Consider the following 14,291-nt stretch of genomic DNA (forward strand, 5'->3'; position numbering starts at 1 on the left):
TCGAGCTGCTTGGCGGCTACAGCAGCAATGTTTTTGAGATCCAGCAGGGACAACATGTGATGATCGTCAAGCTTCTCGAGCAGTCTGGGGACACCACAGATTCCATCCTTTCCGAATTTGAATGGCTGCGCTACCTCCATGGGTACCAGGTTTCCGTAGTGAAGCCGTTGCGTTTATCCGAGACAAGCGATTGGCTGGAGCTGAATGGAGACTATTTGGCAGTTGCTTTTGAGAAAGTGGAGGGAACCTGCTATACGGCAACCGGCAGTTGACCGTGCTGGATTTCGGGGACTGTGAATATCATTGGTTTGCTTACGATCTGGCGATCGCTATCTACCATACTGCCCAAACGATGAAGCCAGGCCCGGAAAGGATAACAGGTATACAGCAATTCTTCAGCAGTTTCATAGACGGGTATGCCAGAGGCAACCCCGAGATTACTTTTATAGCTCAAATCGATGATTTCATTAATTACAGGCATCTATTCTCCTACGCTTACCACAGTGTGTTCTCGGACCCGAGTCAATTAAGCAGCGGACAGCTCAGCTATCTGCAGGACATGCGGCAATCCGTGCTTGACGGATCGTCATTCCTAGGATGCTCACTTTCATGAAGCTCACTGGCTCTCGTATACCCTTACTCTGCTCACCAGCCCGCATACAGACTTGCGTCTATTCGTAAGTCCACATGCAGCAGCCCAGCAGAATCAGAATTAGAAGCCCAGCTCCTTCAGCCACAATGACAGCTGCTCCTCACGCGCTTTCCGTTCACCGCTACTTTCGCCGCAGCGGCCCAGCCTATGCTCGGCAGCGATACTGCCGTCCAGCATATAAAGCACACGCTCTGCCCTGGCCGCCACCTTCGCATCGTGGGTAACCAGCAGCAGCGTAGTCCCTGAGGCATGGATATCCGCAAGGATCTCCATGATCTCAGCGGCTGAGCTGGAGTTCAGCGCACCTGTCGGCTCGTCGCCGAACAGCAGCTCCGGCTGATTGATCAGCGCTCGGCAGATCGCCGCCCGCTGCAGCTGTCCGCCCGATACCTCGGTAATCTCTCGCTCTGCAAGCGCGGCGATCCCGGTGCGCTTCATTAACTCCTCCGCTTGTTTATGGATCTTCCTGCGGCTGCTCTGCTTCGCATAATAGGCGGGGAGCAGGATATTATCCTCGATATTCAGATTCTTCAGCAGAAACATCTGCTGAAAAATAAAGCCCATCTGCCTCAGCCGCAGACCCGCCAGCTCCTGCTCGGACAACCCGCTCAGCTCGCGGCCGCCAAACCACACTTGCCCCTCCGTCGCCTGCTCCATACCGCTAAGGGCATAGAGCAGGGTGGATTTGCCCGAGCCGGATGGCCCCATCACCGCTACGAATTCTCCCTTCCTAATCTGCAAGTCGATATCCTTCAGAACGTATTGCCGCTGTTCCGTCCCTGCCTGATAGGCTTGGCCCAGCCTTTTGGTCTCCAAGATAAACATTCTGTCATCCTCCTTAAGCGGCCAGCCGCTGCGTAATTGCCGATTGACTCAGCGCTCTCAAGCTTATCCATGTAGCTATGGCGACTACCAGCAGGAAAAGCAGCGGCAGCAGCAGGTATGCCATCAGCGGATCGGTGAGCAGCTCAATCCGTGATGCTCCCAGCATGGAGCCTGCCAGCTCCATAAGACTCTGGCCGAGTAGTCCGGATATCACCGTTCCCATGAGCATGCCAAGCCCCGATACAAGCAGCGTTCTCACCAGATACTGCTGCCTGATATCCTTCAGCGCGAAGCCGATACTTCTCAGCACCGTCACCTGTGAGGCATCCTTGGCCAGCAGCATGCGGAGGAACAATGAGGTCATGAGCGCCAGAATCGAAAGCGAGATCCCCACTGCCAAGAACGTGACCAGCTTCAGCTGAGCAATGGTCTGACCCAGAGTCTGGGCAAGATAGCTGTTTAGAGATGTGATTTTGGCGGGATAAAATAGTTTGCCATACTCTTCTACCTTCTCCTCCACAGAGATTCCCGGCTTCACATCCAGCGCAACCACATACCACAGCACGGCGTCGGCATTGTAAGGGAGCCAGGCTTTAGCGGTCCGGCCACCGTTCGTTATATCCTGATAGATTCCGCTGACTGTCAGTTCCCTTTCCTTGCCGTCAACGACAAGGCGCAGCGACTCCCCAATCCCCGCCCTCAGCTCCTTGGCATTCAGGTCAGATAGAGCCAGTTCATTCGGGTTCCCCGGCGCCCCTCCCTCCAGATAGGACAGCGGAAAAATCGAGAAATCCCCAGTCTCCACATTGATATTCTCCCATACCCCGTCACTTCCAAGCACTTTGAACCTCGACGTGACCAGCGGCGAGAATTGCTGCACCTCCTGATCCTGTTTGAGCCGGGTAAGCAGCTGCTCGAATCGTCCGGCCGTATCACTGCTCTGCTGCAGGTCTATGCGGATATCGCTTGGTCCGACGCCCATGTAGGAGATGAAGCCGGGGGCCTGAAGCGTATACAGCAATTTCAGCGGCACGATCACGATAAATACACAGATGACGACCACAGAGAACAACAGTCCGAACTGGGGCAGACGTTTATAGATATCTTTTATTCCGAGAAAAACATTCGCATTCCCATACCCGCGTTCCTTCAGCGTAAACCCGTGCCTGCGGCCGCCCGCACTTGGAGCCACACCGGTTCGCAGCGCCTCCACCGCACTGATCCGTTTAAATTTCCTGAGCATTAACCGGCAAAAGAACACCACCATTCCGCCAATCACGCCCGCTGCCAGCAGCGGAACCAGCTGCCGGAGCAAGCCGCCAGGCGCAGCCCCCAGGTAGAGGCTGATGTTGGCCGTGAACAGCCGGTTTAGTCCGAGGGATACTGTAAACCCGGCGACTGATGCACACCCTGCAAGCAGCCCGTATTTGGACAAGTATAACCCTCTGATCTCCCGCTCCGGGAGGCCGATTGCTTTCATTACCCCAATCTCCCGGTAATCCTCCTCCAGGGTAGCCAGGATCGTAAACCTCAGACAGAGGAGTGAGATCAGCACCAGCAGCAGACTGACCAGAATAATAACCATGGCAACCAGTCCGTCCGTCAGAGCGTTCAGTGTCTTAAATAAAGAGTAGTCAATCGAAGGCCCTTGATTCGGAAGGCCGGAGGACTCATAGCTATTACGGAATTCATTCAGCTTGCCGAGGTCCTTCAGCCGGAATTCGATCAGCGATTCGATTTCGCCCAGATGCGCTTTCAGAGCTGTGAAGTCTGCGGGATGCACCACGAACCTTTTGGAGCTGACAATGGCGGGATTCATCTGCACATCACGTACGTAACCGGCGATAGTCAAGGTCTTGCTGAAATCCCCGCTGCTCAGATTCACCTGATCGCCAATCTCCAGCTGCTTCCACTGCTTATAATAGAGGGGAACAGCCACCTCTCCTTCCGCCACCTGAATGATCCGATTGTCCAGACCCAGCAGATAATCGAATTGTGGATTCTGGGTGACGAAGCCCATATCCATCACACTGCCCGCTTCTGTCTCCTGCGCTTGGCCCAGCACCACATTTGAGCCGTCTACGGTAAGCATCTCCACTGTCTGCTGTTCATCAACAAGTCCGCTTCCCGCAGCGAAGTTCTTTATGGCCGCTTCGTCTACCGGACCGGCGTGCATCTGTACGAAATGCGGCGCACGCGACTGCACCAGCAGGTTGTTCAGAGCCCCGGACAACTCCATCATAATGTTCGAAGCACCGGCTGCCAGCAAGGCCGCCAGCATAATAAATACAAATAAACTGAAATGAATGGTTCTGTTTCGCCTGAACTCTTGCCTCGTTATTCTCCAGCGCACACGGCCAGCCTCCTGTTCTCAACTGCAAATGTCTAATGCTGCTCCAGGCTGCGGACCGATTTCAGCGCCGGGAGAATGCAGGCTGCCAGTACAAGCAGAACACCAGAGATAACCAGCATCAGTCCAATTCCCCTGCCTTCACCTGTACCGATCACCTGCCCTACGGTAGAAGCCAGCCTTCCGCCCTCGATGAGCAGCGGGTTGAACACGTGATCTGCCAAGACTCCGGCGCAGCCATAAGCGGCCACATAACCCAGCTGCGAGATAATGCCGATCAGCCCCCAGACACGCCCCTGATAGCTGCTTGCGATATGGCTGCGGATCAGCACGTCGGCACTGGTATTGATCCAGGGCAGTGCGGCAAAAAACATAAATCCGCTGCCGGCGATCACATACAGATTAGGGGTCACTCCCACGAGCGTCATGAATATTCCGGCTGCCGCAAGCCCCAAGGCCAGCCACCGAACGTAGTGGCGGGTCAAGCTGAACAGCCCGATCAGCAGGCTCCCGGCCAGCATCCCGCAAGCGCTGACAGAGATCACGTTGCCCAGCGTTTGCGAATCTGTGAACGACAGCAACAGCGGGGTAAATAGGGTTTGAATAAATCCGATGTAAAAAGTAACCAACGAGAGCAGCACTGTCAGCAGCAGTACGCCGCGCGCCGATACCAGCGTCTCCCAGCCCTGTATTAGCTCCTTGATCCACGACTGATTCGTGATGGCGCTTCGCTCAGCAGGCAGCTGTTTACGGACCGCCATCACCGTCAGCACCGTGACCAGAAAGGTGGAGATATCAATCAGCAGAATGCTTTTGATATCCATGAAACGAAGCAAGAGTCCGGCCAGCACCGGCGAGAGCAGATATTTCGAAGCCCCTGCAAGCTGCACCAGTCCGCTGGCTCTGGCATATTGCTCGGGACTCAGCAGATCGGTAATCGTGGCCTTGTACGCAGGTTCCAGCAGAGAAACAAACACCGAGCTAGCCGTAACTCCCAGACAGATCTGCCAGAGTGACGGATCACCCTGCAGCATCAGCACGAGAATAAACATCAACCCCAGCACCGACAGCAGGTCGCCCGCGATCATCATCAGCCGCCGGTCGTAGCGGTCTGCGAATACGCCGCCCAGCGGACTTAACAGGATGGAAGGCACGAAGGCGCACAAGGTGACCAGCGCGACACTTGTAGCCGTCTGCGTCAGTTGGAACACATATACCCCCAGGGCAAAAGCTGTCAGTCCGCTGCCAATGCTGGATATCCATTCTCCGGCCCAGATGCAGAGGAACCTTCCGAAGCCTGCAGAGCTCATGGCTCAAACATCTGCAGCACATAAGCGAAGCTACCCGCCTCAGCCCCCAGCATCGTCTCCATGATATGGATGAAAGCCTGAATCTTGCGCGCGACCTCCTCCGGCGTCCATTGGAACAGCCCTTCGTCCAGCAGAAATTGCGAGCCGATCAGCAGAAATTCAACCGTTTCTTGCGGAAAAGGCGTGCGGAACAGCCCTTCGTCAATCCCCTGCCGGATCACATCCGTCAAGACAGGGGTCAGCTGCAGGATGGATTCCGATAGACTTTTCTGATGAATCTGCGCGTTGTCCGGCTGGTGGAACTGTTCAATCAACTGCTGTTTGCCTTCCGTATCCGGCTTCTGTGCCATAATGATCTGCAGCAGCTTCTGATGGACCGTAAGCTCTGGGCTTGCAGCAATCGCCCGTGCCGCGGCCACTCCTGCGCCAATGTAGCGCATCACTACGGCCTCCATCACTTCTTCCTTCGATTTGAAATAGTAGTAGAACGTACCTTTGGCTATGCCAATGGCCTGCAGCACATCATTGACTGTTGTTTTGGCATACCCCTTGCTGAAAAAAAGCCGCTCCGCCACATCCAAAATTTCATTCCTGCGTTCTTCCGGGTCTTTGGAAATTCTCCTCATCATCATCTGGTGCCTCCGTTTTATAGACTGACCGTCGGTCTATTAATGATTATAGGGAAATCCTGGATGATGTCAACCCTCGGATGTGAAATTATAGCTAGTAAACCCTCCCACGCGGAAGGATAAGTGTATTTCGTACAACTATATCAGCCGCTGATCCGGTAAAAAGACGAATAACTGCATTTCGTGCAGCTATAATTCCCCATTTGGCTCTGTAGAGCCATTTGGGCCTAAATTAACTGTACAGAATGCAGCTAAAGTCGTTTTTATCCTGAATTCAGCTGGAATAGCTGCACAGAATACAGTTAGCGTAAGAGCGCTAGTTACTTGTAAAAGATAGGGAGCACCACCATGATCAGCATCAGCCTACCTCTAGCATTTATAATCATAGCCAGCTAAGACATCCTTATGTTTAGGTCGAAGCTCCATTGCATAGTTGTCCGTTCAACACTTATCCACGCACAAACGGATGCCGCCCTCTAAGGTCAGCATCCGTTTGGTTTGGGAAGATCATAATCTCCATATTCAGTTGAATTAACCGATCGTGCGAACCATGGCTTCGAAACCGGTGCTTGCCATAGGAGGGTATTTCATGCAAATGTTGTTGTACTCGATGATAATGCGGCGGTGCAGCGGATGTTCGATGGGGATACCCATTATGGCGGTTATTATGCCGGACAGTCCGGTATCACGAATCGCGCGCTGCAGGTCTAACGCTTCCGGATCACCAGGGTGATCGAAGAACAGCGCGGATGTTATCGCCGAGACAAGATGATTCGTCTCCAAGCCAAGCTCACAGGCCTGCAGGGCAGGCTGTACAAGCCGGTCTTTGGGAGCGAGCTTGCGAAGCGGGGAACGGGCTACGCGTGTGATTTTATCGCTAAAGTTAGAGTTGTTGAAGCGTTGGATGGTTTTCTCGATATAGCGGGAGTGAACCTCGGAATCGAAGCCGTGGCGGTGAGCCAGCAGCGCTCCGGTCTCTTCCAGAACACCGCGGACATGCGACTCTATGACGGGGTCTGACATCGCCTCCTGAATCGTAGTGTATCCTTCCAGGTAGCCGAAATAGGCTGCGCTGCAATGTCCGGTATTTAAGGTGAACAGCTTACGCTCCAGATAAGGTTCCAGAGCCTCCACGTAATGCACCCCCTTGATTTCCGGGTACTCGCCAATCATGCCCCCGCGGGGAATCACCCACTCACTGAAGGGTTCAACGAGGATTTCGAACGACTCTTTGTTCTTCTGCACAGGTACGATCCGGTCGACCATCACATTCGGAAAAGCGATCTTCCGGTTCGCTTCTTCCACCAGCGAGGCGCTCATGTGGCGGTAGACTGATCTTTTTAACTGTTGGCCGCTCGCTATTCCATTCTCACAGGCAATAATGTGCAGTGGGGCTGACTCGGCATTCCGGCTGAGCCGCAGCTCAATCCCTTGGGCAATCGCACCTGCAATGTCCTTCAAGGCCGATATTCCCACCGCTGTCGTTACGATTTGCGCATCCGCAATGGCCTCGGCCACCTGCTCTGCATTATTCAAATCGATGGCGGTGATATTCTTGACCATGTAGCTGTCTCGGTTCTCATTGGCCAGTGTCACCTTATATTGCCCCCGTTCCTGTAGACGGGCCATTTTATTCTTATTTCTGCCTACAAAACATACCTCATAACCGGAGCGTGACAACATCGGGCCAATGAATCCACGGCCAATATTGCCAGCACCAAAATGTACGGCTCTCAATGTGGTTTCCCCCTTATATTTGGTCTAATATTTTGTATTTATATTTGAATTTAAGTATAGAAATTAAACCACGGCCTCCTCGAAGCAGCGACGCGAAAGGACCTGCTCGAAATCCAGGTGGCTGAGATCATCCGTCTTCAGATGCGGGGCATCGAATTCGAGGAAGCTGGTGATTTCATTCGGAATTACAACACAGTGCATTCCTGCGGCTGCTGCCGCTTTGGAACCGTTGGGTGAATCCTCTATAGCTACTGCCTCTTCCGGCTTAAGGCCCAGACAAGACAAAGCTTGGATGTATAATTCAGGGTCCGGCTTAACGTTCACCACATGGTCCGAGGTGCGGATACAATCAAAATATTCACGAATGCCCAGCTGGTCGAGGTATTTCTCCACCCACTCCGTCGATGAGCTTGTAGCCAAACCTATCTTTAGTCCTGCCGTCCGGGCCGAATCCAGATAATACTGAATGCCAGACCGCATCGTCTCCAGCTCCATCAGCTTGCTGTGTCTCAACTGCACGGCTGTTCTAAATTCCTGTTTGTCGATGGGCAGGTTAAGGTCAGTCATTAGATATTCATAAGGATTGAAGCTGTGCAGACTCGTGCCGATACAGGTCGAATATTGCTCCAAGGTCAGATCTACGCCATGTGCTCCGTAAGCTTCATTAAATGCAGTGTACCAAGCCGTTTCAGTATCAATAATCGTTCCGTCAAAATCAAAAATGATTCCTTTGATCACAATCAATCATCCCCTACGTGTTTGGTTTTTAGTTAGAATATGTGACATAAAACCAGTAAAATATTCGTCTTTTTCTAACGTTGTTTGCATCTGTCTATAAAAACCATAACAAATGGCCTTCAACCCCGTCAAGCGTGGCAGATTATATTCCATCCAATGTTTGCGGTTACAAATACTCCCGATCAACTGCTGCATGCAGCAGCAATGAACCGTTTTCAGCCCGAAAGCAAACAAGCTGCAACCCCTTGGCTCGCAAGGGATTACAGCCTTATTACAAGAAAACCAGCCAGCCTGTCAGCAGAAACGGCAAATGGCTACTTAAAAACTTTTTTAAAATTATTTTTGGGAGTGGCATTTTTAGGCAAAAAAACAGCCTATCTAGTTAATTTTCTTCATCTTGGAGGGGTTGTTGATCTTGTATTTCGCTGAATGCTGGCTAAGCTTCTTGGCTACAACCTTGGCTTCAAAAGATACACTGTCGCCCACACCCAGCTCCAGCTTCTTCAGCGTGGCGCTGTGGCTGGACCATACCTCTTCAATCGCCAGCTCATGGCCCTCTATCGACAGCACCTCATAAATAATCACCTCATCGTCGTTATCGGAGAAATGATTCGGGACTGTCGTCAGCTCTTTGACTCTAGCTATCATCTGCAGCTTCTCTTCGGGTAGCTCCACGGCGGGCTTCTTAGGCGCTCTGGCCGCTTTCTTCGGGATCGGCTTTACGACGACTGCAGCCGGTTGTTCGGAAGCCTGCACCTCCGCCGCATCCGTAGCTTCCTGCGATTCAGCTGAACCGCTCTCCTCTGCTTCAGCTGCGAAGCTGCCTCTTTGCCCAAAGCTAGCCGTCTGCATTTCCTTCAGATAAGAAGGATGAATGCAGTGCTGCTGCTTGTTCTCAAACTGCACCACCACGGTCATCTCATCGACGTAGCCAACAATCTCACAAGGCAGGGTCACCCCATGTCCTTTATAGGTATAGGTTTTGGGTCTGGTCGCTGTGCTGGACAACAGGTTCCACACCTTACATTTCTCAATCAGCTCATCTTCACTGCTGAACTCCTGCTGCTGGAGCGGAGCAATCGCAAACGGAATATTCATATCGGTCTCACCTTTCAGGGGGGAATCATTCATACTTCTCAGCTTCTCTTTCCACCCCCTAATCATACCATTCCCGGACAAGAGATGCCATCCCTGCCGGCGTCCTGCTGTCACTTCTGCTCCAGATGCAGCAAAAAGGCAACCCTTTAGAAAAGGGCTGCCTTTGGGTACAACTTAGTAAAAGTTGATTATTTAATTTCTGTTGCTCCGGTAACTTTACCGTCCAGCACAGCTGTAGCTTTCAGATCTTCGGATTTGAAGTACAGGTTGCCATCAATAGTTGCTGTTTTGTCCAAGGAGAAGCCGTTTGCTTCTACATATACGTCACCTTTGATTGTTCCGCCCTGAACCTTGAAGTTCTCGCTCTGTACAGTTACCTTAGGTGCAGTAAGTGTGAACGAAGCTGTAATCTTGTGGTCAGCATCCTGGGTATAAAGAGCCAGCTTGCGGTAAATGTCGCCGTCTGCCGCGCCTTTATCATGGAACTCGCCAGCTACTACAACATCAGTATCTACAGTAAGATCATTAAGAATAGCAACAATCCAGGTTCCTTTTTCGCTGACAGCTGTTGTGAATCCTTCTGCTTTGTCTACAATGGAAGCCGCACTAAGCGCGTCTGGTGCCGGTGTAGCCGTAGCAGCTGATTCTGCAGCAGGAGCTGTTGTTGGAGCCGCATTATTCTCGTTATTCGCACCGCAACCTGATAGTAAAGCAACTGACACACCTGCAACTAGCAAACTTCTAAATAGTTTCACAATGAATCCCCCTAATTACTTTTTATAGAATGTGAACTTAAGAATGTAATTTTCATTTATTCTTAAGTCCATCTATACATAAATTTATTATATATTAAAAATTAATTAAAAGTAAGTGATATCTTTCACAAATTTGTGTCTATTTACGATATTAATATTTTGATTTTAATATTTTCCATCATTAAACATCTCTGACAACCAGAAAATTCTTCCCACACTCTCCCGAACTTCAGGTAATCACTCAGGGACGTCTGAGTCCGCAATAGGTCTGAAAGGTAAATGATGGTTACTGGGTGTGGCCTTCAGTGGTAACCCTATATTGAAATAAAAAACAGCCGGTTCCCCGGCTGCCCTGCATCCTTATTAATAGTAGTCGTTAACGGGCGGGCGGCTGGAGATAATGCCTTCGCTGTCCAGCTTCTTCTTAAGATAGGCCTTATCCGAAGAGATCAGCAGGCTCATCACCGCATCCACCACGAACAGGAATGTAATATGATTGGACATCATCGCACTGTTGCTGACCGACATCTTGTCCGGCACAATGATATTGATTCCTGCCGCCTCCGTGACCGGAGATGAATCATAGCAGGTAATGGCCGCTGTCCGGGCCTGGTTCGTCTGGGCGGTAGATACCGCATCGATAATCTCCGGCGTCGAACCGGAACGGGTGAAGACTATGACCGTATCCTCCGCCGTACACTGGGAAGCGGCAATCCGCATGGCCCGGCTGTCACTGATGGCTTCCGCATAGATCCCGATCAGCGACAGACGGTTCTTCAGCGCCATTGCAGGCAGGAAGGAATCAAAGATGCCGAAGATATGGATCCGGCGCGCATCCTTGAGCATGTCAGTCACCTTGCGCAGATCGTCCTCTGCCACCATAGCCGAAGTGCTTACTACCAGCTCATTGTAATCCAGGGCCAGCCCGTCAATCGTATTGATCTCGCGGCGTTCTTTTTTGCGGGTCTGCATTTCACGGTAGAAGCTGTCCTGGGCAACGGCAATTTTGAAATCATTGAAGCCCTTGAAGCCTATTTTTTTGCAGAAGCGGTTGATGCTGGTCTCCGAGACACCGATTTCGTTGGCAATGCCTGTAATGGTATGCTGGGTAATAAATTCAGCGTTATGAATCACGAAATTGGCGATTTGATTCTCGCCATAAGTAAATTTCTGTTTCAGGGAAACGATTTTGGCGATAACTGCGGGTACTTGTGAAGCCATGATTTATCCTCCTGCATATGCGGCAGAACCGTTTCCGGTGGAAACGTTCTGCCGCTGTAAACGATTTACTCATTATAACATATGCAGTCACCTCTCACCTACAATCGCTTTCCAGCGCCCCACAATCTCCTGAATTTGTACCCTTTCCAGCTTGCTGGTCTGCCACACATAGATGTTGTCCAGCAGGCTGGGCAAGTACGGCAGGTTCAGCAGCTCTTTGCAGAAGGCATGAGCGGCAATTTCACTCGCCTGCAGAATCGCCGCCTGTCTGCGGAAGGGCCCGATCCGCATGCACTCTACTGGCTCCAGCACATCACTGGTAAATTGATCCGCCCGGTACTCCAGCAGATGATAATATTCATGAGCCAGGTGGATGTCCATCACTTCATCCAGCGACAAGGCTCCGTAAGCTCCGCCGCCAGCCAGAGCCGCCTCCCTCAGCTGTTCCATGGAATCCTGGTATACGTTGATCCAAGGCGTGCGTCCGCTGAAGTCCAGCTGGGCGCGCAGGGCGAGACGCAGCGCACTTGAGCCTGAAGCTGGCTTAATCTCGAAGGCCACGCCCGCCTGCTCCAGCAGACAACGAACCGGCTGGCCTTGCAGAGGCACAGCGGCTGCTCTGCCCATCTCCAGCGACCGGGCAATATAATAGCTGTATTTGCCGGGTGCTATCTTGTGAAATAGCGGGTCCTTCTCCAGCTCGGCGAATGCCAGCACCTCGTCGCTGAGTCCCAGCTCGCTGATTCTGAAGCTGTTAACCGTTGTCCCTGCCACCTGCCACTCCCCCTTCCTCTGCTGTGCTACAGTTACTGATAAGCCACGGCCAGCCACATTTCATCCTCGTCCAGCATTTCGGTCTCCAGCTCCACAATCGACATCAGCTGTTCCTTGGTCTGCATGCCGGTCAAATCGAGCATCTTCTCACGGAAGAACAGAAATACCTTCGGAATCGTGGCGTTGGCATCCGAGTAGATCGTATTCTCGTCAAGAAAAGCAGTAAAAGCGTCATGCCGCTGCTTTCTGGCAAACGAACTGTAATGGACATTGGCTTGCTTGAATCTGACCACACCTTCCCGGTCAACCACGCTGACGGTGGTCCGTTTCTTCTTGAACAGGCCGAAGAAGGACTTGCGGATCTCCTCGCTGGCGAACAGCTGCCACCTGCCGGTCTGCGCCGCAAGCTGCATCGAATCGGGAGACACGTCAACCGAACGGGCGGCTACACTGCGCATCTCCTCTTCCGACAAGGCCGCCTGCGCCAGGTCCTTGGAGCGCAGCTCTGTCGAGCCGGTGGCAATCGCACGCAGAATATTCTTCTGGTTGTCGATTTCAATCGTAATTTCAACCGTCTCTTCACTGGCCCCCGACTGTACAATCTTATCCAGGATATCGCTGCGAATCTTCTTGATATCAGCCTCTGTCGGGCTGATTACCGTCCGCTCCAGCTGTTCCTTCACCATCGCCAAGGCAACCCCGATCGTGGAGACATAAGGCGCATTATGGGCAATCTGGTATTTCATCTGTTCCTTCTCCGCCATCGCTGGCACCAGCACCGCGCCGCTGCCCCCGCCGCCCACCAGCGTCACGAAGGATCGGTCAAGCTCATAATCGGCAATCATTTCGTTAACCGTCTTCATCGTTTTGTCGATGGCCAAATCCAACACCTGGCGGGCAGCCGCTTCTGCCGAGAGGCCCAGATGTGCGCCCAGTGCCTCCCAGGCCAGCCGGGCGCTCTCTACTCCGGCGAAGGCATAATCTCCCTCCGGCACATACCCCAGCAGATTGGCTGCGCCTGCCAGCGTATAGGAATATTCCTCCCCGTTCGCCGCCCGGGCAATTGCATATTCCGGCGAATCACCTTCCCTTGGGCTGATGAATATCAACTGCAGGCCTGCCAGGTCCGCAGGCGCCGCGAAACATTCATAGGCCTTGCCCGCAATATGGGCGCTGCGGGGGCCGACATCCACGATCTTACTGCCCTGTACCCGGATCATACTGCCGCCGGCTATGCCGAGCGTCCGTACATCCAGCGATTGTAGATACGTGCGGTGCCCGCCGACCTGTGCGTTCTGGATCATAACCTTGCCGTTTTTGATTACGGAGATATCGACACTCGTTCCGCCGACTTCAAAAAAGATCCCGTCCGAAATCTTCTCATACATCAGCGCACCGGCCACCCCGGCGGCAAGCCCTGACAGCATCGTCAGAATCGGGCGCTTGCGCACCTCGTCAATGCTCATCACCCCGCCGTCGCAGCGCATAATCATCAGTTGGGAGGTAATGTTGGCATTCTTGACCGATTTCTCGGTCATGTTGGCCGTTTCCATCATTTTAGGAATTAAGCTGGCGTTAATAACAGCGGTCCGCGTGCGGGTCCGCAAGCCGTACAGCTGCGAAATTTCATGTCCGCCTGTAGCGAACACACCGCGGCGGTTCGCCGCTTCCACCACACGCAGTTCATTGGCCGGATCATCCACACTGTAGGCCTCGGAAGCTACAATAACCTCTGCGCCTTGGCCGATCAGCAGATCGAGCGCTTCTTCAATCTGCTCTTCCTTAAGGTTCTTGGAGTCCAGATACGTATGATACGTCTGCAGCCGCTTGCCCGGAGCCAGTTCAATATGGCCGGGATTCGATTCACTGCGGGCACCTAATCCATCCATTCCAGACCCCATCCCGATAATGCCGACCCGGGCGACGTCTCCCTCCAAAAGCGCATTCGTGGCTTGTGTGGTTCCATGTGCGATGAAGGCCACATCCTCAGGATCTATGCCCTTGCTCTCCAGGATCGTCTGCAGAATCTGCACAATCCCTTTGGCTACACCGTCCTCATCATGATGGGTGGTTGGTATTTTCATTTTCTCAATAATCTCAAACGTTTCATTGTCCAGCACAACAGCATCTGTAAAGGTCCCGCCGACATCGATGCCGACTCTTACCTTCTGACCCATAATGGTTTCCCTCCTGTCTCTCTAT

General features: G+C 52.5%; 14 protein-coding genes. 3 read left to right on the forward strand and 11 right to left on the reverse strand.

Going from position 1 to position 14,291, the window contains the following annotated elements; genetic code table 11:
• Positions 1-56: 56 nt before the first annotated feature.
• The gene (locus B9T62_RS40745) at positions 57-272 is read left to right on the forward strand and encodes an aminoglycoside phosphotransferase/kinase family protein (protein ID WP_087916514.1); all 216 of its coding nucleotides are present in this window, start codon (positions 57-59) and stop codon (positions 270-272) included.
• A 2-nt stretch (positions 273-274) separates the two neighbouring features.
• Complete coding sequence (locus B9T62_RS17930; RefSeq protein ID WP_169834404.1) at positions 275-613, forward strand: aminoglycoside phosphotransferase/kinase family protein; 339 nt, start codon at positions 275-277, stop codon at positions 611-613.
• Positions 614-712: 99 nt separating this feature from the next.
• On the opposite strand, the gene B9T62_RS17935 is transcribed toward B9T62_RS17930, so the two are convergent.
• The 6 genes from B9T62_RS17935 to B9T62_RS17960 all read right to left on the reverse strand — a co-directional run bounded on the left by B9T62_RS17935 (position 713) and on the right by B9T62_RS17960 (position 8,241).
• The gene (locus tag B9T62_RS17935; protein ID WP_087916516.1) at positions 713-1,477 is read right to left on the reverse strand and encodes an ABC transporter ATP-binding protein; all 765 of its coding nucleotides are present in this window, start codon (positions 1,475-1,477) and stop codon (positions 713-715) included.
• Positions 1,478-1,490: 13 nt separating this feature from the next.
• Positions 1,491-3,830 (reverse strand): ABC transporter permease, encoded by a 2,340-nt coding sequence (locus B9T62_RS17940; RefSeq protein ID WP_245864489.1) that lies wholly within the window; start codon positions 3,828-3,830, stop codon positions 1,491-1,493.
• Positions 3,831-3,862: 32 nt separating this feature from the next.
• Complete coding sequence (locus tag B9T62_RS17945; protein WP_087916517.1) at positions 3,863-5,137, reverse strand: MFS transporter; 1,275 nt, start codon at positions 5,135-5,137, stop codon at positions 3,863-3,865.
• Positions 5,134-5,763, reverse strand: coding sequence for a TetR/AcrR family transcriptional regulator (locus tag B9T62_RS17950; RefSeq protein WP_087920318.1), 630 nt, complete (start codon positions 5,761-5,763; stop codon positions 5,134-5,136). The genes B9T62_RS17945 and B9T62_RS17950 overlap by 4 nt, the downstream gene beginning before the upstream one ends.
• 534 nt (positions 5,764-6,297) lie before the next feature.
• On the reverse strand, positions 6,298-7,503 hold the full coding sequence (locus tag B9T62_RS17955) for a mannitol-1-phosphate 5-dehydrogenase (protein ID WP_087916518.1): 1,206 nt from the start codon (positions 7,501-7,503) through the stop codon (positions 6,298-6,300).
• A 63-nt stretch (positions 7,504-7,566) separates the two neighbouring features.
• The gene (locus B9T62_RS17960) at positions 7,567-8,241 is read right to left on the reverse strand and encodes an HAD family hydrolase (protein ID WP_087916519.1); all 675 of its coding nucleotides are present in this window, start codon (positions 8,239-8,241) and stop codon (positions 7,567-7,569) included.
• A 156-nt stretch (positions 8,242-8,397) separates the two neighbouring features.
• Between B9T62_RS17960 and B9T62_RS39165 the strand changes: the two genes are divergently transcribed.
• Positions 8,398-8,670 carry a hypothetical protein gene (locus B9T62_RS39165; protein WP_157793875.1) on the forward strand — a complete coding sequence of 91 codons (273 nt, stop codon included), beginning with the start codon at positions 8,398-8,400 and terminating at the stop codon, positions 8,668-8,670.
• Here the strand turns inward: B9T62_RS39165 and B9T62_RS17965 are convergent.
• The 5 genes from B9T62_RS17965 to B9T62_RS17985 form a co-directional block, all read right to left on the reverse strand.
• Entirely contained in the window at positions 8,620-9,372 is a 753-nt protein-coding gene (locus tag B9T62_RS17965) for a hypothetical protein (protein ID WP_342746177.1), read from the reverse strand. The genes B9T62_RS39165 and B9T62_RS17965 overlap by 51 nt on opposite strands.
• 155 nt (positions 9,373-9,527) lie before the next feature.
• Complete coding sequence (locus B9T62_RS17970; protein WP_087916520.1) at positions 9,528-10,094, reverse strand: polymer-forming cytoskeletal protein; 567 nt, start codon at positions 10,092-10,094, stop codon at positions 9,528-9,530.
• Between the two features lie 363 nt (positions 10,095-10,457).
• Positions 10,458-11,315, reverse strand: a complete 858-nt coding sequence (locus B9T62_RS17975; protein WP_087916521.1) for a MurR/RpiR family transcriptional regulator — start codon at positions 11,313-11,315, stop codon at positions 10,458-10,460.
• A gap of 87 nt (positions 11,316-11,402) precedes the next feature.
• Positions 11,403-12,089 carry a hypothetical protein gene (locus tag B9T62_RS17980; protein ID WP_087916522.1) on the reverse strand — a complete coding sequence of 229 codons (687 nt, stop codon included), beginning with the start codon at positions 12,087-12,089 and terminating at the stop codon, positions 11,403-11,405.
• Positions 12,090-12,121: 32 nt separating this feature from the next.
• Positions 12,122-14,266 carry a hydantoinase/oxoprolinase family protein gene (locus B9T62_RS17985; RefSeq protein ID WP_245864490.1) on the reverse strand — a complete coding sequence of 715 codons (2,145 nt, stop codon included), beginning with the start codon at positions 14,264-14,266 and terminating at the stop codon, positions 12,122-12,124.
• Positions 14,267-14,291: the final 25 nt, after the last annotated feature.

This window comes from Paenibacillus donghaensis (assembly GCF_002192415.1).
Lineage (GTDB): Bacteria > Bacillota > Bacilli > Paenibacillales > Paenibacillaceae > Paenibacillus_AQ > Paenibacillus_AQ donghaensis.